The organism is Paenarthrobacter sp. NPDC090520, assembly GCF_044769205.1.
In the GTDB taxonomy this organism is placed as follows: Bacteria; Actinomycetota; Actinomycetes; order Actinomycetales; family Micrococcaceae; genus Arthrobacter.
On sequence record NZ_JBIVXM010000011.1, the window covers coordinates 69,232 to 86,090 of the forward strand.

At 63.7% G+C, this 16,859-nt stretch carries 17 protein-coding genes; 8 read left to right on the top strand and 9 right to left on the bottom strand.

The window, feature by feature from the left end:
• Window positions 1-24: 24 nt before the first annotated feature.
• Both ACIQTZ_RS14645 and ACIQTZ_RS14650 read right to left on the bottom strand, forming a co-directional pair.
• Window positions 25-501: a HEPN domain-containing protein gene (locus tag ACIQTZ_RS14645; RefSeq protein WP_402946377.1), complete on the bottom strand. Its 477-nt coding sequence runs from the start codon at window positions 499-501 to the stop codon at window positions 25-27.
• Window positions 498-1,088 carry a hypothetical protein gene (locus ACIQTZ_RS14650; RefSeq protein ID WP_402946379.1) on the bottom strand — a complete coding sequence of 197 codons (591 nt, stop codon included), beginning with the start codon at window positions 1,086-1,088 and terminating at the stop codon, window positions 498-500. The genes ACIQTZ_RS14645 and ACIQTZ_RS14650 overlap by 4 nt, the downstream gene beginning before the upstream one ends.
• A 165-nt stretch (window positions 1,089-1,253) precedes the next feature.
• Here ACIQTZ_RS14650 and ACIQTZ_RS14655 point away from each other — a divergent pair, with 165 nt between their 5' ends.
• The 5 genes from ACIQTZ_RS14655 (at window position 1,254) to ACIQTZ_RS14675 (ending at window position 7,262) form a co-directional block, all read left to right on the top strand.
• Entirely contained in the window at window positions 1,254-2,255 is a 1,002-nt protein-coding gene (locus ACIQTZ_RS14655) for a LacI family DNA-binding transcriptional regulator (RefSeq protein ID WP_402946381.1), read from the top strand.
• 216 nt (window positions 2,256-2,471) lie between these two features.
• A complete protein-coding gene (locus tag ACIQTZ_RS14660) occupies window positions 2,472-3,806 on the top strand; it encodes an extracellular solute-binding protein (protein WP_402981868.1) in 1,335 nt (444 codons plus the stop codon).
• A gap of 34 nt (window positions 3,807-3,840) precedes the next feature.
• Window positions 3,841-4,782: a carbohydrate ABC transporter permease gene (locus ACIQTZ_RS14665; protein WP_400336196.1), complete on the top strand. Its 942-nt coding sequence runs from the start codon at window positions 3,841-3,843 to the stop codon at window positions 4,780-4,782.
• A 2-nt stretch (window positions 4,783-4,784) separates the two neighbouring features.
• The gene (locus tag ACIQTZ_RS14670; RefSeq protein ID WP_402981870.1) at window positions 4,785-5,681 is read left to right on the top strand and encodes a carbohydrate ABC transporter permease; all 897 of its coding nucleotides are present in this window, start codon (window positions 4,785-4,787) and stop codon (window positions 5,679-5,681) included.
• Window positions 5,682-5,723: 42 nt separating this feature from the next.
• Window positions 5,724-7,262, top strand: a complete 1,539-nt coding sequence (locus tag ACIQTZ_RS14675; protein WP_402981872.1) for an alpha-N-arabinofuranosidase — start codon at window positions 5,724-5,726, stop codon at window positions 7,260-7,262.
• A 113-nt stretch (window positions 7,263-7,375) separates the two neighbouring features.
• On the opposite strand, the gene ACIQTZ_RS14680 is transcribed toward ACIQTZ_RS14675, so the two are convergent.
• On the bottom strand, window positions 7,376-8,074 hold the full coding sequence (locus ACIQTZ_RS14680) for a DsbA family oxidoreductase (protein WP_402981986.1): 699 nt from the start codon (window positions 8,072-8,074) through the stop codon (window positions 7,376-7,378).
• A gap of 131 nt (window positions 8,075-8,205) precedes the next feature.
• Here ACIQTZ_RS14680 and ACIQTZ_RS14685 point away from each other — a divergent pair, with 131 nt between their 5' ends.
• Window positions 8,206-9,255: a glycosyltransferase family 4 protein gene (locus ACIQTZ_RS14685; protein WP_402981874.1), complete on the top strand. Its 1,050-nt coding sequence runs from the start codon at window positions 8,206-8,208 to the stop codon at window positions 9,253-9,255.
• On the opposite strand, the gene ACIQTZ_RS14690 is transcribed toward ACIQTZ_RS14685, so the two are convergent.
• The 5 genes from ACIQTZ_RS14690 to ACIQTZ_RS14710 form a co-directional block, all read right to left on the bottom strand.
• Window positions 9,256-9,786, bottom strand: coding sequence for a GNAT family N-acetyltransferase (locus ACIQTZ_RS14690; protein ID WP_400336190.1), 531 nt, complete (start codon window positions 9,784-9,786; stop codon window positions 9,256-9,258).
• A 74-nt stretch (window positions 9,787-9,860) separates the two neighbouring features.
• Window positions 9,861-10,253, bottom strand: coding sequence for a universal stress protein (locus tag ACIQTZ_RS14695; RefSeq protein WP_397323692.1), 393 nt, complete (start codon window positions 10,251-10,253; stop codon window positions 9,861-9,863).
• 21 nt (window positions 10,254-10,274) lie between these two features.
• Complete coding sequence (locus tag ACIQTZ_RS14700; protein ID WP_402946392.1) at window positions 10,275-11,813, bottom strand: tripartite tricarboxylate transporter permease; 1,539 nt, start codon at window positions 11,811-11,813, stop codon at window positions 10,275-10,277.
• A complete protein-coding gene (locus ACIQTZ_RS14705) occupies window positions 11,813-12,316 on the bottom strand; it encodes a tripartite tricarboxylate transporter TctB family protein (protein ID WP_397323694.1) in 504 nt (167 codons plus the stop codon). Before ACIQTZ_RS14705 ends, ACIQTZ_RS14700 begins: the two co-directional genes overlap by 1 nt.
• Window positions 12,313-13,320: a Bug family tripartite tricarboxylate transporter substrate binding protein gene (locus tag ACIQTZ_RS14710; RefSeq protein ID WP_402981876.1), complete on the bottom strand. Its 1,008-nt coding sequence runs from the start codon at window positions 13,318-13,320 to the stop codon at window positions 12,313-12,315. Before ACIQTZ_RS14710 ends, ACIQTZ_RS14705 begins: the two co-directional genes overlap by 4 nt.
• A gap of 296 nt (window positions 13,321-13,616) precedes the next feature.
• Between ACIQTZ_RS14710 and ACIQTZ_RS14715 the strand changes: the two genes are divergently transcribed.
• Both ACIQTZ_RS14715 and ACIQTZ_RS14720 read left to right on the top strand, forming a co-directional pair.
• Window positions 13,617-15,194 (top strand): ATP-binding protein, encoded by a 1,578-nt coding sequence (locus ACIQTZ_RS14715; RefSeq protein WP_402981878.1) that lies wholly within the window; start codon window positions 13,617-13,619, stop codon window positions 15,192-15,194.
• Window positions 15,191-15,859, top strand: coding sequence for a response regulator (locus ACIQTZ_RS14720; protein WP_400336183.1), 669 nt, complete (start codon window positions 15,191-15,193; stop codon window positions 15,857-15,859). Before ACIQTZ_RS14715 ends, ACIQTZ_RS14720 begins: the two co-directional genes overlap by 4 nt.
• Before the next feature lie 10 nt (window positions 15,860-15,869).
• On the opposite strand, the gene ACIQTZ_RS14725 is transcribed toward ACIQTZ_RS14720, so the two are convergent.
• On the bottom strand, window positions 15,870-16,769 hold the full coding sequence (locus ACIQTZ_RS14725; RefSeq protein WP_400336182.1) for a LysR substrate-binding domain-containing protein: 900 nt from the start codon (window positions 16,767-16,769) through the stop codon (window positions 15,870-15,872).
• Window positions 16,770-16,859: the final 90 nt, after the last annotated feature.

Sequence of the window (16,859 nt, forward strand, 5' to 3'; positions counted from 1 at the left end):
ACTGCTTAAAAGAAAAACTCCGGGTCACCCCCGGTAGGGCGGCATGATGCCTACCAGTCGTTCAGCTCGCTCAACAATCGCGCGGGCGGCGGGGATGGCTTGGTCCACGTCATCGACACCGGCTGTTGGACGATCTACGTCGGGGTATTGGGTGTCGTTCCGCAGGCGGCGCATCCAATCAAACTCGCGGATTTCCTTTTGCCGCGGCGGTTCCAACTGAAATATCGCCACTTCCAAGAGGACGGCATGAGCACCCTCTCCTCGTGGCCGTAATCCTTGAACGACGAGGATCGAGGCCAGTGACAGACGAGCGGCATCATAAGCAAGTGTGAATGCACCGGCAGGATCCTGCTCACGTAGGGTCTCCGCGGCTTTGAGGTGGGTGTGTGCCTGGCTGATATAGTGATCGGCCAACTCCGGGTTCGGCGTAACCTCGGTGAGCCTCGATTGCTCAATTAATTGGTCGACTTCAGCGCGGCCGCGGTCCCATCGGTCAATCATTCAGCATTCTCCTTCAACTCGAGTTTCACAAGCGGACGCTTCTTCAGGGTCTTGGTGAAGGGGTCATTCGCGGCCGCCCATGTGGCCGGACTCAGAATACGCACGTTAACTTCCCTGCCCAGCGCAGAACCCGCGCGCTGGGCTATGTCATAGGCTTCAGCGCGGGACGGGTTACCGACCAACAAGACGTCCAGGTCATTCGGCGCGCTGCCCTGTTCGCCCTCTCTGCGGGCGGCCCATGAACCATAAATGTAGGCTTCATCAATGCCTTGGACCTGGGCAAGGAACCTAGGCAGGATGGCGGGAGGACCATAGGTAAATCGGAGTATTTCGGCCAGCGGGCGATACAAAGGCGAGTCTGTTGAAACTCGGATATCCAGGGACTGTCCGCGTTTTTCCGATTTCGCCAAGCCCATCTTCACGATGCGGGCCACTTCGCGATGAGCGCTGGCGTAGGGGGTGCCGGCAGCGCGGGCAAGTTCAGCAACCGTGAAACTGCGCTCGGGATTCAGGAAGATCCTGGCCAGGATCTCGCCCTGCGCATTCGAGCGAAACAGGGGTGAAAGCGCTGAGGCTTGAGTATTCACATACGCGATAATATTACCCGCTATCTGGATAAACAACCTTCGCGCGCCGGATCCTGGACGACAGGGGACTGGCCTGGTGGACGCGGACACCCTGCCGCCGCAGCGGGGTGGGGCGCAAACTCGCGTAGCATCGATCCAACCGGACAAAATTCACAAGGGGGACTGTTGCGGGCAACGGTCAAGGACGTGGCGCGCCGCGCGGGGGTGTCGCCGAAAACCGTCTCAAACGTCATGAACGGGATCGTGCCGGTGAGCGAATCGACGCGGCTCCGGGTGGAGCAGGCCATGCAGGAGCTGGACTACGTTCCCAACTTGTCCGCGCGGGGTCTCCGTAACGGCCGGTCCGGGGTCATCGGGCTGGCCCTGCCGGACCTGGCTACTCCCTTCTCTGCCGAGATGGCGCACCATCTGGTGGAAGTCGCGCATGAGCAGGGTTGGAGTGTCCAAATCGAAGAAACCGGTTCGGACCCGCATCGTGAGCAGGAACTCATGACGCGCGCCAGAACAAACCTGATTGACGGGCTCATTCTGAACCCAGTGGTGTTGCAGGAAAGTGCTGTGAAGGTTGGGATATCCCTTCCTCCCGTGGTCCTTTTGGGTGAGGTAACCCAGCACTTGGCCGACCGCGTGTATGTGGACAGCTTTGCCGCGGCCCGGGACATGACTTTGGCGCTGGCGAAGAATGGACGACGGCGGATTGCGGCCTTGGGCATCAACCGCGGACGGCATTCGGCTACTGCGATCCACCGGGCGGCCGGTTATGAAGCGGCGTTGGAATCACTCGGCATCGACGCTGATGACGAGCTCCTGATCCGCTGCGAAAAGTGGACTTCCGAGTCGGCTGCGCGGGCGCTCACGGAGTACCTGGAGTCCCATCCCGTGCCGGAAGCCCTGTTCTGCTTTACGGACTCCATGGCGCTGGGCGCGCTCAACGCCCTGTGGAAGCTCGGAATCCGTGTGCCGGACGACATCGCCGTTGCCGGATTCGACGACGTTGCGGACGGTCGCTTTGCCGTCCCGCCGTTGACGACGGTGTCTTTCGACAAGCGCACCATCGCCTCCGAGGCCATCCGGCTGTTGACGGAACGGATGGCCAGCAGGCATCAGGAGCAGCGGGTGGTCCAGGTGCCTTATTCGATCGTGGAGCGGGCCAGCACCGGCGGTTGACCACTCGGCCGCCACGGTTCAGGTGGGGGTTGACCTGTCAGGGGAAACAAATTGTTTGCGCTAACAATTTTGTCTTGCCCTGTCTATTACATCGATGTAATGTGAGACCTGCATCACTCGCCGGGCCACCACTAACCCGCAACCGTGAAGCGCCGGAACCGGACTTTTTGCAATGAAGCAGTGCCCTTTCAGCGGACCCATCCAAAGGAGTGACGGGTGAAGCAGTTCGAATCTTTGACCGGGAGACAGTTATCCCGGAGGCAACTCATCGCCGGGTCGGCGGCCTTGGGAGGCCTCGCCCTTGCCGGCAGCCTCACCGGTTGCGGCGGCGCGGCCCAGGCAACGACGGTGCAGGACATCGACTTCTGGCACCTCCTGTCCGGAGGTGACGGGATCAAGATGCAGGCCATGATCAACAGTGCCAACCAAACCAATCCCGGATTCACGGTGCACCCCACCGTCCTTGCCTGGGGACCGCCGTACTACACCAAGCTCGCCATGGCTTCGGCGGGAGGACGTCCGCCAGAGGTCGCCATCATGCACGCAAGCAGGGTGCCCGGCTACGCTCCCGGCGGCTTGATCGATCCGTGGGACCTGGATCTCCTGGCCGAGAACGGCATCACGGGCGAGCACTTCGCGCCGCGGATCTGGGAGAAGAGCCAGCAGGGCGGCAAGGTTTTCTCCATAGCCCTGGACTCTCACCCGTTCATCATGTTCTACAACAGGGACGTGGCGGACAAAGCCGGGGTCATGGCAAGCGACGGCCAACTCCAGGACGTCACGTCGCCGCAGGACTTCAAGGCCATGGCGGTGGAGATGCAGAAAGTCACCGGAGCCCATGGCCTGTCCTTCGGCTACCTCGGCAGTGGTTCCCAGATGTGGCGCCTCTTCTACACGCTCTACAAGCAGCACGGAGCGGACATGGAACTGACCCCGGGCCAGCCCATGAAGGTGGACAGGGACGCCGCGATCGAGTCCTTGGAGTTCATGGCATCGCTGTTCGACGACACCATCGCGGCCAAGAGCGGTGACATCAGCACGGGCATAGCCGAGTTTGCCCGGGGCGGTTCCGGAATGCTGTTCAGCGGTGTGTGGGAACTGCCCACCATGAAGAAGGCCGGCATCCCCGTGGATGCCGCCACCATCCCCACGCTCTACGGCACACCTGCGTCGTACGCGGATTCGCACTCCTTCGTCCTTCCCCGGCAACTCAGGGTCAATGAGGAGAAACGGCGGGACGTCTACAAGTTCGTCAGCGACGTCCTGAAAGGCTCGCTGTCCTGGGCCGAGGCCGGCCACATTCCCGCATACCAGCCAGTGGTCCAATCCCAGGCCTACCGCGAGCTGACGCCCCAGATCCACTACGCCAACGCGGCCGACATCATTGCCTACGATCCTGAGGCCTGGTTCAGCGGCTCAGGCTCCGACTGGCAGACGTATTTCGCGGAGAACGTCCAGAACGTGCTCCTCGGCAGGGACAAGGCAGCCGTTGGATGGGATGCCTTTGAACGCCGCACCAACACCCTTCTTTCCCGACCCAACCCGGTGTAACGGGCCAAGCCCCGAGCGACAAAGGAGTCCTTAGATGAGTTCCCCTACCTTGTCCCGGCGAAACCCCGGGACCCCCACCATTCCTGCCGCAGGTGCTGCCTCGTCCCTGCGACGCTCCCGCGATAACCTCAGCGGCTGGGGTTTTGCCACCCCGTTCCTGGTGTTCTTCCTGGTGTTCCTTGTGTGGCCGCTGATTTACGGGCTGTACATGAGCTTCACCGGTAAATCCCTCACCGGGGCCAATGACAGCCTCATCGGTTTCGCCAACTACGCCGAAGCCCTGGCCGACGCAGACATGTGGCGGTCCCTGGGCAATACCGTCTACTTCACCGTGATCAGCACCGTTCCCTTGGTCCTGGTGGCCTTGGTGATGGCGGCCCTGCTCAACATCGGGCTGCCGGCACAGTGGCTCTGGCGGCTCTCTTACTTTGCGCCGTACCTGTTGGCCTCCACGGTGGTGAGCTTGTTCTTCACCTGGATGTACAACCCGCAGTTGGGCCTGATCAATGACTTCCTAGCGAAGATCGGCCTGCCCAAAGTGGCCTGGCTCAACGATCCCAACGTGGCCATGTGGGCCATAGTCATCGCCACGCTCTGGTGGACCGTGGGCTTCAACTTCCTCCTATACCTGGCAGCCATGCAGAACATTCCTGCCCAGCACTATGAGGCGGCATCGCTTGACGGCGCGGGGGCCTGGCGGCAGTTCTTCTCCATCACCCTGCCGCAACTCACGCCAACCACGGTGATGATCGTGCTCCTGCAAATCCTGGCCTCATTGAAGATCTTCGACCAGGTGTACCAAATGACGGCCGGTGGTCCCGGCGGATCAACCCGTCCCGTGGTGCAGTACATCTTCGAATCCGGGTTCACCGGTTACCGGCTGGGCTACTCCGCAGCCATCTCCTACATCTTCTTCGGACTGATCGTGTTGGTCTCCGTCATGCAGTTCGTCATCACCCGCCGCAGGAGCGCATAACCATGGCAACCACAACCCTTACCCGGCCCGCGGCATCGCAAGCGGCCGCGCAGCAGCTCCGCCAACCCCGCAAGAAGCCGACCATCGGCAAGATCGCGGCGATCGTCGTCGCGGCCGTGATCGCCGTCTTGTGGCTGATTCCGTTCGCCTGGGCCACCGCCACCGCCTTCAAGACCGAGACGGACGCCGCCGCTCCAAAGGTGACCTGGGTGCCGCCGTCGGGCTTTACGGTGGACGCGTTCGTCAAGGTGTTCCAGGACGGCAACATCCCGCTCTGGACCTGGAACTCGCTCTACACGTCGGTGGCCATCACGGCAATCACGCTGGTGATCTCGGCACTGGTGGCGTATGCCCTGTCCAGGATCGACTTCAAGGGCAAGAAGGTCCTCATGACCGTGATCATTGCCTCGATCATTGTCCCGCCACCGGTGCTGATCATCCCGCTGTTCTACCAAATGCTCGCACTGAACATGATCGACACCTCATGGGCCATCATCCTGCCGCAGGTCATCCACCCTGCCATGGTGTTCGTACTCAAGAAATTCTTCGACCAGATTCCCCGCGAACTCGAGGAAGCAGCGGTGATGGACGGTGCCAGCCGCCTGCGGATCTTCACGCAGATCATCCTGCCCTTGTCCCGGCCCATCCTGGCCGCCGTCGCGATCTTCGTGTTCATCGGCGCGTGGAACAACTTCCTGTGGCCGTTCATCGCCACCAACGACGATTCATTGCTGACCCTGCCCGTGGGACTGCAGACCATCAAGAGCGCCTACGGCATCCAGTACGCGCAGAACATGGCATCCGCTTTGCTCGCGGCCCTGCCGCTGATCCTCGTCTTCCTGTTCTTCCAGCGCCAGATCATCAAAGGCGTGGCGACGACGGGACTCGCCGGAACCTGACCCGGCACCTTTTCCAGCAATCACCCAGACTTAAGGAGAACCATGTCCCGCGCCCGCATTACCCTCGACCGCGATTTCACGGTGGGAGAAGTACCCCGCCGCCTCTTTGGCTCCTTCGTGGAGCACATGGGCCGCTGTGTCTACACCGGCATCTACGAGCCCGGCCACCCTGAAGCTGACGAGCATGGCTTCCGCCAGGACGTCCTGAAGCTCGTCAAGGAACTCGGGGCTACCGTGATCCGCTACCCGGGCGGCAACTTCGTGTCCGGCTACAACTGGGAAGACGGCATCGGACCGCGGGAGAACCGGCCCCGCCGCCTCGACGGCGCGTGGCACACGGTGGAAACCAACGCGTTCGGCCTGCACGAGTTCGTGGACTGGTCCAGGCAGGCCGGCACGGAGATCATGGAGGCCATCAACCTTGGCACCAAGGGCGTCGAGGAAGCCCGTGCCATCGTGGAATATTCGAACCACCCCGGAGGCAGCTACTGGTCCGACCTCAGGGCGAAGAACGGCCACAAGGACCCGTTCGACATCAAACTCTGGTGCCTCGGGAACGAGATGGACGGGCCGTGGCAGATCGGCCACAAGACCGCCGATGAATACGGCCGCCTGGCCCAGGAAGCCGCCAAGGCCATGCGGTACGTGGATCCGTCCATTGAACTCGTGGCGTGTGGCAGCTCGAATTCCAGGATGCTCACGTTCGGTGACTGGGAGCAGACGGTCCTCACGCACACCTATGACGAAGTGGACTACGTTTCCCTCCACGCCTACTACTTCGAAGAAGAAGGCGACGTGGGCAGTTTCCTGGCTTCCGCCGTCGACACCGATTACTTCATCGAGTCGGTCATAGCCACCGCGGATGCGGTGCGGGCGAAGGGCAAGCACAAGAAGCACATCAACCTGTCCTTCGACGAGTGGAACGTCTGGTACCAGCGTGGCCGCGATACCGAGGACCAGCTGAGTAACATCGTCAAGGGACCGTGGCGCGAGCATCCCCGCGTCATTGAGGACAAGTACAACGTGACGGACGCCGTGGTGGTGGGCACGCTGCTCAACTCGCTGCTGCGCCATGGCGACCGCGTGCACATTGCCAACCAGGCGCAGCTGGTCAACGTGATCGCGCCGATCCTGTCGGAGGAAAACGGTCCGGCATGGAAGCAGACCATCTTCCATCCGTTCGCGCGCATGGCCGAATTGGCCAAGGGACAGATCCTGCGCTTGTCCGTGGACTCGGACAAGTACTCGAACAACCGCTTCGGTGACACGGACCTGGTGGACGTCAGCGCCACCTGGAACGAGGAAACCGGAAGGGTGGCCTTGTTCTTTGCCAACCGTGGGCTGGAAGAAGCGGCCGACGTCGAGGTCGCCCTGCGCGGTTTCGACGCCCGCCAAGTGCTGCGCGCCGAGGTCCTGGAAATGCCCGACGGCGGCGACCGCTTCACCATCAACAGCCAGTCCCAGCCGGACCGGGTCGGATTGGTGCCGCTGGAGAACGTCAAGGCCAGCGGCTCGGAACTGCGCCTGACGCTGCCCGCGTTGTCCTGGGCCGTCGTCGAGCTTGACGTGGCGAAAGCCTAGCGCCGCACCCAGCCGCGTGGCACCCAACTGGGTCGCAGTTAAGCGCGTTTTGACGGCTCAAAACGCGCTTAACTGCGACCTACTTGGGTTAAGGTACGACGGCGGGTGGCTGGCTAGATGCTGCAGCCGTCGGGGCCGCAGGCCTCGGCGTCCGTGGCGCCCACCTGGATGAGCGGATTGGCTTCCTGCCAGGCCTGGTTGAGGGCCTGGCTGAAGAGCTCGGCCGGCTGGGCGCCCGAGATGCCGTACTTGCGGTCAATGACGAAGAACGGGACGCCCGTAAAACCGATGGCGCGGGCCTCGTTGATGTCCTGGTTGACCTCTTCGGTGAACTTGTCCGTGGTGAAGAGCTCCGCGATTTCGCTTTCCGGAAGGCCCAGGGAAGCGCCGAGTTCGCTGAGATAGTCCTGGTTGCCAATGTCCTTGCCGTGCTCAAAGTGGTCGCTGAGCAGGCGCTCCTTGGCAGCATCCTGGCGGCCATGGGTGGCGGCGAGGTGGATGAGGCGGTGCGCTGTAAAGCTGTTGGCGACCACCACCTTGTCGAAGTGGTAGTCGAGGCCTTCGCCCTTGGCGGTCTCCGTGACGTGGGCGAACATCTGCTTGACCTGTTCCGGTGCCATGCCCTTGCGCTTGCTCAGGTAATCCAGTTCCGTGCCGTCGTAGTGCTCAGGCACGGAAGGGTCCAGCTGGTAGCTCTTCCATTCAACGTCCACTGCTTCACGGTGCGGGAACTGTGCCAGGGCAGTTTCAAAGCGGCGCTTGCCGATGTAGCACCAGGGGCAGGCGACGTCGGACCAGATCTCAATCTTCATGGTTTCGTCAACCGGAAGGAACGGGGGAGCATTCCGGAAAAGCCCTGTTAGATTCCTCACGGGGCTTATAGCCTTATTGAGGGTTGTGCAGTCAGCTCCTGGTTTGGGGGTTTTTGCGCGGAGGCCCCAGCATGCGCATCGGACTCATTGTTGGACCTTGGTTCACCGTCCCGCCTGAGAGATACGGCGGCACCGAACGGGTTGTTGATGCCTTGGCACGGGCCCTCGTGGATGCCGGGCATGAGGTCCTCCTTGCGGCGGCTTCGGACAGCACGTGTCCTGTGCCCCAGCTGAATGGCTTCGGCCCCAGTGCCCCGGAGGCACTTGGGTGCACGCTGAGCGAGCTAAGCCACGTGGTGCAGGCCTACCAAGGGATGCAGGGCATGGACATCATCCACGACCACACCTTGGCGGGTCCCCTCTATGCGCACCGCCCGGCCGACACCCCCGTGGTGACCACCATCCACGGCCAGCTCACGGGGCAATCGGCAGGGCTCTACCGCGCGATGGCCGGGGACACTGCCATCATCGCGATCTCCCACGACCAACGGTCCATGGTTCCCGACCTCGACGTTGCCTCCGTCATCCACCACGGACTGGACCTCTCTACAGTGTCGGTGGGCGACGGAAGCGGTGGCTACGCCTGCTTCGTTGGACGCATGTGCCCGGACAAAGGCCTCATGGAGGCGGTGCGCATTGCACGGGAGGCAGGTGTCCCGCTCCGGATCGCCGCCAAGATGCATGCCAAGGACGAAGTCCGGTTCTACCAGGAAGTGGTACGGCCTTTCCTTGGCCCGGACGAAGAGTTCCTCGGCGAGCTCTCCGACCCGGAAAAGTATGAACTCATGGGTGGAGCCGTAGCCCTGATCAACCCCCTCCAGTGGCCCGAGCCGTTCGGCCTGGTGATGATCGAGGCACTCGCCACGGGTACCCCTGTGTTGGCTACCAGGATGGGTGCAGCTCCCGAGATCGTGAGGCACGGTGAAACCGGTTATCTCGCCGGCGTGGGAGAGCTGGCCGACTACGTGGAGGCCGCGGTTTCCTTGTCAAGGGCAGCCTGCCGTCGAGCTGTGGACGAGTATTTCAGTGCCACCCGGATGGCTGAGGAGCACGTGGCGTTGTACTCGCGGGTGATCGAAGAGTTCCGTTCGAGGGCCTTTCAGGCGGCTCCCTCCGCCTGACTAGAGCCGGTGCTCCATCACGAAGTCGTGCTCCACGGAGTCGCCGAGCTTGAAGGACTTGGTGCCCACCCGCTGGAAACCGGACTTCTCGTAGAAGCGGATGGCCTTGGCATTCTCGCTGTTGACGCCCAGCCACACACCGGCGGCACCCTTGTCCGCGGCATCGGCCAAGGAGGCCCTGATCAGGCGGGACGCTGCACCCTGGCCGTGATGGTCGGGGTGCACGTAGCACTTGCTGAGCTCAGTGGCGGGCAGCGCCGAGAGGACCGAAGCGACGTCCGGGTCGCTTGCCGGTTTGGCGATCAGCATGGTGTACCCGTTCAGCTGCCCACCGTCGTCGAGCACCAGGATGGTGATGTTCGCATCGGCGAGGTACTCCGTGAAGTTGGCCTCGCTGAGCGTGCGCTCAAGGTGGGCCTGGATGTCTGCCGGCGATGCTCCGGGAGGGCAGGCCAGCGGAAAGGTGACGGCGGCCAGTTCGGCGAGTTTGCCGGCGTCGTCCGTGCGCGCTGTGCGGATGGTTTCGGTCATGCGGTCCCCCTGGGAAAGTGTGTACGGAAAATGCCCCTAAGAACGCATCTTAGGGGCATTTTCTGGATGGACTCCTAGTCCGCCTTCACCGCCAACACCGGGCAGTCGGCCTCGAGGAGGATCCGCTGCGAGACGCTGCCCATGATGAGCTTGCCCACGGGGCTGCGCCGGCGGAGGCCGATCACAATGAGTTCCGCGTCGTGTTCGTCGGCAGCGTCCAGGACCTCAGCCGCGGCATCGTGGCCACGGACCGGTTGTTTGATGGTGTGCTGGATGCCCTCCTGCGCCAGGCGGTCCTCCACGGTCTGGATGTCCGGCTCCTGGGCGTAGCGGTTGTCCACCAGTGCATCGCCCTTGGAGGAATTGATGACGAGCAGCGTGTCCTTGCGGTTCTTGGCTTCGGCGATGGCCTGCGTCAGGGCTGCTTCGCCCTCGGGTGTGGGGACGTATCCCACCACGATGGTCATGGGTTCTCCTGTTTCTGGTGGTTAGTCGCTGTAGTCGGCAGCGCCGGAGTTGGCGGGGAGCAGCGGGTCCTTGGCTGGCCGCTTGGGTTTGATGAGCTTGTAGGCAAAGGGCCACACCAGCACGATCGCCACGATGACGTAGACCACGATCGCGATCGGCTCGCTGAAGAGTCCGGCAGGGTCGCCGGCGCTCAGCTGCAGGGTCTTGCGGAGCTGGCCTTCAATGCGCGGGCCGAGGATGACACCCAGGATCAGCGGCAGGACGGGGAGCCCGAAGCGGCGCATCATGAAGCCGAGTGCACCGAGGACCAGCAGGATCACCAGGTCGAAGGCCTGCAGGTTCACCGAGTACGCGCCAAGGGTGGCGAAGAACAGGATGCCCGCGTAGAGGTAGGGCCGGGGGAGTTGCAGGAGCTTCGCCCAAAGGGGAGCCAGCGGAAGGTTGATCAGCAACAGCAACAGGTTGCCGATGAACAGGCTGGCAATGAGGGCCCAGACCAGTGGTCCCTGGCTGGAGAAGAGCTGTGGTCCCGGCTGGATGCCGTAGGTAGTGAAGGCAGCCAGCATGACGGCGGCTGTTGCGTTGGTGGGCAGGCCCAGCGCGAGCATGGGGGTCAGGGTGCCTGCCGCTGCTGCGTTGTTGGCAGCTTCCGGCCCGGCCACGCCTTCGATGGCCCCCTTGCCGAACTCTTCCTTGTGCTTGCTCAGCCGCTTTTCCGTGACGTAGGAGAGGAACGTGGGAATCTCCGCACCACCAGCAGGCAGGGCTCCGAAGGGGAAACCAAAGGCGGTGCCGCGAAGCCACGGCTTCCAGGAACGGGCCCAGTCCTTCCGGCCCATCCACGGGCGGCCCACGGGGATGATGTGGAGCGGGCTGCGGCGAAGGTGGGCAGCAACCCAGAGGGCTTCGCCCACGGCGAAGATCGCCACCGCAACAACAACAATGTCCAGGCCGTCGGCAAGCAGCGGCTGGCCGAACGTCAGGCGGCGCTGGCCTGTCACGGAATCCATGCCCACCAGGCCGATCGCCAGGCCAAGTGCCAGGGAGGCGAAGCCGCGGAGCCGCGAGGAGCCCAGGACAGCCGTGACCGCCAGCAGGGCGAGGATCATGATGGCGAAGTAGCTTGGCGCCCCGAGGCTGACGGCGAATTTCACCACGATCGGCGCAAAGACGGCCAACAACGCGGTGCCGATGGTTCCGGCAACGAACGATCCGATGGCCGCGGTGGCCAATGCCTGGGCTGCGCGCCCGGCCTTGGCCATTTTGTTGCCTTCGATGGCCGTGACCACCGAGGACGATTCTCCGGGGGTGTTCAGGAGGATCGAGGTAGTGGAGCCGCCGTACATGCCGCCGTAGTAGATGCCAGCGAACATGATGAAGGCGCTGGTGGGTTCCAAGGCGTACGTGACAGGGAGCAGCAAGGCCACGGTCATGGCCGGGCCAAGGCCGGGCAGGACGCCAACGGCAGTGCCCAGGAGCACGCCGATCATGGCGTAGAGCAGGTTCATAGGGGTCAGGGCGGTGGCAAAACCGTCCATCAGGGAGGACAGGACGTCCATCAGAGGATTCCTTCCAGAAGCCCGGCGGGCAGTGCGATGCCAAGACCGAGGTAGAAGCCATAGAAGGTCAGCAAGGAAAGGGCCAGTGCGATCAGGCCGTCCCGGACATACTTTCGGCTGCCCAGGGCCAGGACGCTGCCCCAGAAAAGGACAGTTCCGGAGATGACCCAGCCGGCCCAGTCGATCAGCAGGATATTGAGGATGAACGCTCCGGCGAGGGGGAGGACGGTCTTCCAGTCGGCGGGGTGGGCGAGGTCCACGTCTTCGCCGCCCTCGGCTTCACCCTTTCCGCCACGGAGGACGTTGATGGCCAACAGCACGGCACAAACCACCAGGAGTCCGGCCACGATGAACGGCACAGTCTTGGGTCCAACCGGGTCCGACTTCGAGTACGGGGTGACCAGGCCATTGGCATCCAGGAAGACCAGGACCCCGGCCGCGCCGAGCAGGAGGGAGACCCCCAGCTCGGCGCGGCCTTTGAGGGCTTTTACTGCAGTGCTCACGCCAAGCCAAGCTTGGTCAGGACATCGGCAACGCGCTTGTCCTGGTCAGTCAGGAAGCTCTGGAATTCGTCACCGGTGATGAACGCATCGGTCCAACTGTGGGTCTTCAGGGCTTCCTTCCAGCCGGCGGACTCATGCATCTTTTCCAGCGCGGCGATCATCGACTTCTTGTCGTCCTCGCTGATGCCCGGAGGGGCCACGATCCCGCGCCAGTTGGTGAAGACCAGGTCGATGTTGGATTCCTTCAGCGTAGGAGCGTCCACGCCGTCCAACCGCTTTTCGCCGCTGGTGGCCAGGACCCGGACTTCGCCGGACTTGATCTGTTCCAAGTACTCGCCGGCGCCCGAAGCGGCAAAGCCGAGCTTGTTGCCGAGGATCGCCGGGAGGAGGTCGCCGCCGCCGTCGTAGGAAACGAAGTTGACCTTGGTGGCGTCAATGCCAACAGCGCCGGCCAGTTGCATGGGCAGGAGGTGGTCCGGGCCGCCCGGGGAGGACCCGCCGCCGACGGAGATGGACGCCGGGTTGGCCTTCCATGCCTTCACCAGGTCATCGATGGTCTTGTACGGGGAGTCCTTGCTGACCATGATCGCGCCGGGCTCTTCGATCAGCCGGGCCAGGGGAGTGGTCTGGGTCAGTTTCGACTCGGACTTGTTCGTGTAGCTGGCGCCCACAACGCCCAGGCCCATGAGCATGGCCAGATCGCCGTTGCCCTTCTCGTTGACCACGCGGGCCAGGCCCACTGTGCCGCCGGCTCCGGCCAGGTTGAAGACTTCGGTGTTGCTGGTGATCTTTTCGTCATCCAGGACCTTGGCCGCAGCGCGGGCCGTGGTGTCGTAACCGCCACCAGGGGTGTTGGGGACCATGATCTGGAGCCCACTGATGGGCTTGGCGGCCCCGGAGCTTTCCGTGCCGGTGGAGTTCTTGCTGGTGGCGCCACAACCGGTGGCCATCAGGGCGATGCCGGCTGCTACGGCGGCAATGCGCAATGCGCGGATCTGGCGCATGGTGTTCCTCATCTCAGTGTGAAAATTCTTCGTCGAATTCCTGTGCAGGGTCCGTCGTCGGGTTCCTGCCCTGCCGTCGATGCTAGGACCGTCCGTGACGGGGATCACTCTTGTGTTCGCAGTGATCTTTAAGTTCATTGCGTTCACGCTCCGGCACGCTTCCGGCCAGCACTGGGGTATAGTTCCGGTACTCCATGGCGGACAGCCAGTGAACGCATCGGGGCCCCAGCAGCGTCCGGCAACGTGGACATCATCCAAAGGACCACACCTTGACTCGACCGTCTCGAAGAAGAGGCATGTCCCTGGCGGGACAATACCTTGTGCTGCAGTTGCTGATTGTCCTTGCCGTGCTGGTAGCTGTCGCCGCCATCTCCCTTGCCGAGTCCGCGGCAAACTTTGAACGTACGGAGGGACGCCGGGCGCTCTCTGCTGCCGAGGCCCTGGGGAACAATCCCACCGTGCGCGAACTGCTTCCGACGGCGGAACCCCGCGCCGGCTCGTCGCTTCCGGCAGTAGCGGAATCGGTCCGTACGGTCTCCGGCTCAGCCCAGGTGGCTTTGGCCAAGCTGGACGGCACGGTGGTCACCGCGTCCGACCCGGGGCTGGTTGGCAAGGCCCTCCCGCTCGGTGAGAGCCGGGTGATGGAGGGGCGGGCCTGGACCGGCGTGGTGGCAGGCGGGAACACTCCGGTCCTCTCGGCCCACGTCCCTGTCCTGGACGATGCCGGCAAGATGATCGGCATCGCCTCCATCAGCCGCAACTACCCCTCAACACTGGAAAGGCTGGGAGACGCCGCACCGAACCTGCTCACCTACCTGGGTGTGGCCAGCGTCCTGGGTGTTGCCGGTTCCCTCCTGATGTCCCGCCGGGTGAAACGGCAAACCCTGGGCATGGAACCGCACGAGATCACCGGCCTGGTGGAGAACCGCGAAGCCATGCTGCAGGGCCTGAAGGAAGGCGTGGTGGCTTTGGATCCCCACGAACGGATCACCGTGGCCAACCAGAGCGCCCGGCAACTCCTGGGCCTGCCGGACGATTGCGTCGGAAAGCGCCTCGGCTCCCTGTCCGTCGATCCTGCGTTGAAAGTGGTCTTGGCGCGGGAGCAGGCGGGTCCGGACCAGTTGGTGTTGGTGGGGGACCGCTTGGTGGTCATGAACAGGGTGGCGCTGACGTCTGGTGGACGGGACATCGGCTCCGTGACCACTTTGCGGGACCGTGCGGAGATGTCTTCGCTGGAACGCGAACTGGGGGCAACCCGCACCGTGACCAACACCCTGCGAGCCCAGGCCCACGAGTTCGCCAACCAGCTCCACGTGATCTCCGGCCTGCTCCAGCTGGAGGAATACGACTCGGTCATCCAGTTCGTCAACGGAGCCACGGTGGACCGCACGCGCCTCAACGACGAAGTCACCAGCCGCATCCAGGACCCCGCGCTCGCCGCTTTGCTGATCGCCAAAACCAGCCTTGCGGCTGAGCGCGGGGTTGAACTCCAGCTCGCGCCGGAATCCGCACTGCCGCGCGTACCGGAGGAACTCTCCCGCGACCTCGCCACCGTTGTGGGGAACCTGGTGGACAACGCGTTCGACGCCGTGACGGGCCTTCCCGGAGCATCGGTCACTGTGCTGGTGGTGGACATGGAGGACGGGGTAACGGTGACCGTGCGGGACAATGGTCCCGGTGTGCCGGATGATGCCGTGGATGAAATCTTCCAGCAGGGCTTCTCTACCAAGGATCCGGATCCGGGTGAGGCGCGTGGTTTCGGTCTGGCCTTGTCCCGGGTCATTTGCCGGCGTGGCGGGGGAGACCTGTCGGTCTCGAACGAGGGCGGTGCCGTGTTCGCCGCCCGATTCAGGAAGGAGGCAGTCCGCCCGTGATCAAGGTCCTGATTGTCGATGACGACTTCATGGTGGCCAAGGTGCATGCCGGCTTCATCCAGCGGACGCCGGGCTTCGTGGTGCTCGGAGTGGCGCACACCGGCGCGCAGGCCGTGCTGGAAACGGAGCGGCTCCAACCGGACCTGGTGCTGCTGGACATCCACCTCCCGGACATCAATGGCCTGGACCTCATGCACCAATTGCGTGAGGTGGCCCCGGACCTGGACGTGCTGGTGATCAGTGCCGCGCGGGAGGTGGAGACCGTGCGCAAGGCCCTGCGCGGCGGGATTGTGCACTACCTCATCAAGCCCTTTTCCCAAGCAGATCTCCAGGAACGGCTTGAGCATTACCTGAACGCGTACCACGGCCTGGATGGCTCCAAGGTGGAAGCGGAGCAGTCCGACGTCAACAGGGTCTTCGGCCTCGGTGCCTCGGAGCGGAGCCTGCCCAAGGGGTGCAGCGTGGAAACGTTGGAGCGGGTTGAGGAGACGTTGAAGGCGGCGTCGGGAGACCTTTCAGCAGCCGAGGTGGCCGAGCAGCTGGGGACCTCGCGGGTCAGCGCACGGCGTTACCTGGAGTACCTCCACGATGCCGGCGCTTTGGACGTGAAGCTGAAGTACGGCGTCGGACGTCCGGAAAGGCGGTACGTGCTCAAGGCGCGGTGACTGCTGTAATTCAGTTGCTTGCCTTGGCGATGCGGATCAATTCCGCGGCGCTGCCGTCGGGCCTGCGTTCGGGGAGCCAGACGGCCCGCAGGGAACGCGTGAGATCCAGTCCTTGAACAGGGACGGCGACGAGTTGCCCGGTGGCGAGTTCGGCCGTGACGGCGAGCTCGCTCAGCACGGCCACGGCCGCGCCCTCGGCCGCTGCTGCTTTGACAGCCACGGTGCTGGCGAGCTCCAGGCGTGCCTCGGGCAACGGCGTCCCTGATCGTTCCAGGGCCCTGACCAAAGTGTCGCGGGTTCCCGACCCTACCTCCCGGAGCACCAGGTCGGCGGCGGTCAGTTCTTGGGGGTCCACCGGTGTACGCCTGCGCGCCCAGGGGTGGGTAGTCCCCACCACCACAACCAGCTCATCGCGGGCCACGGTGGTTGAAGCAACAGTGCGCGGCAGTGCGGGCGTTTCCACGAAGCCCAGGGGAACCTGCCGGGCGGCTACCTGTTCCAGGACCTCCCCGGAGTTGCCCACGGCCAGGCTGACGTGCAGGTCCGTGTGTGCCCTCCGGAAGCGTGCCAACCAGCGCGGGGCCAGGTACTCGGCAATGGTGAGGCTGGCCGCCACGGTCAAATGGGCAGCTTGCTCCTCAGCCAGGGACCGTGCGCCCAGGATCATCCGGTCCATGGCGCCGAGGGCCTCGCGCGCCCAAGCCGTCACCACCTCGCCCTCGTTCGTGACCCGGGAACCCGCGGGGGTACGGATCACCAGGGTGAGCCCAAGTTGCCGTTCCAGCCGGGCGAGGGCGCGGCTGGCATTGGGCTGGGCCATGCCCACCCGGCGGGCCGCAGCGCCGAGCGAGCCTGTCTCGGCGACCAGGACGAGGATTTCCAGCGCGGTCAGATCGGGGCGACTGCTCATGCTTGGAAGATATGCCTAGGGTTCAGCTCATGTCAATTAAGCATGGGTTCAGGCCGAAGTGAGGGCTATCGTGGGCTGCGGTTTCGGGGG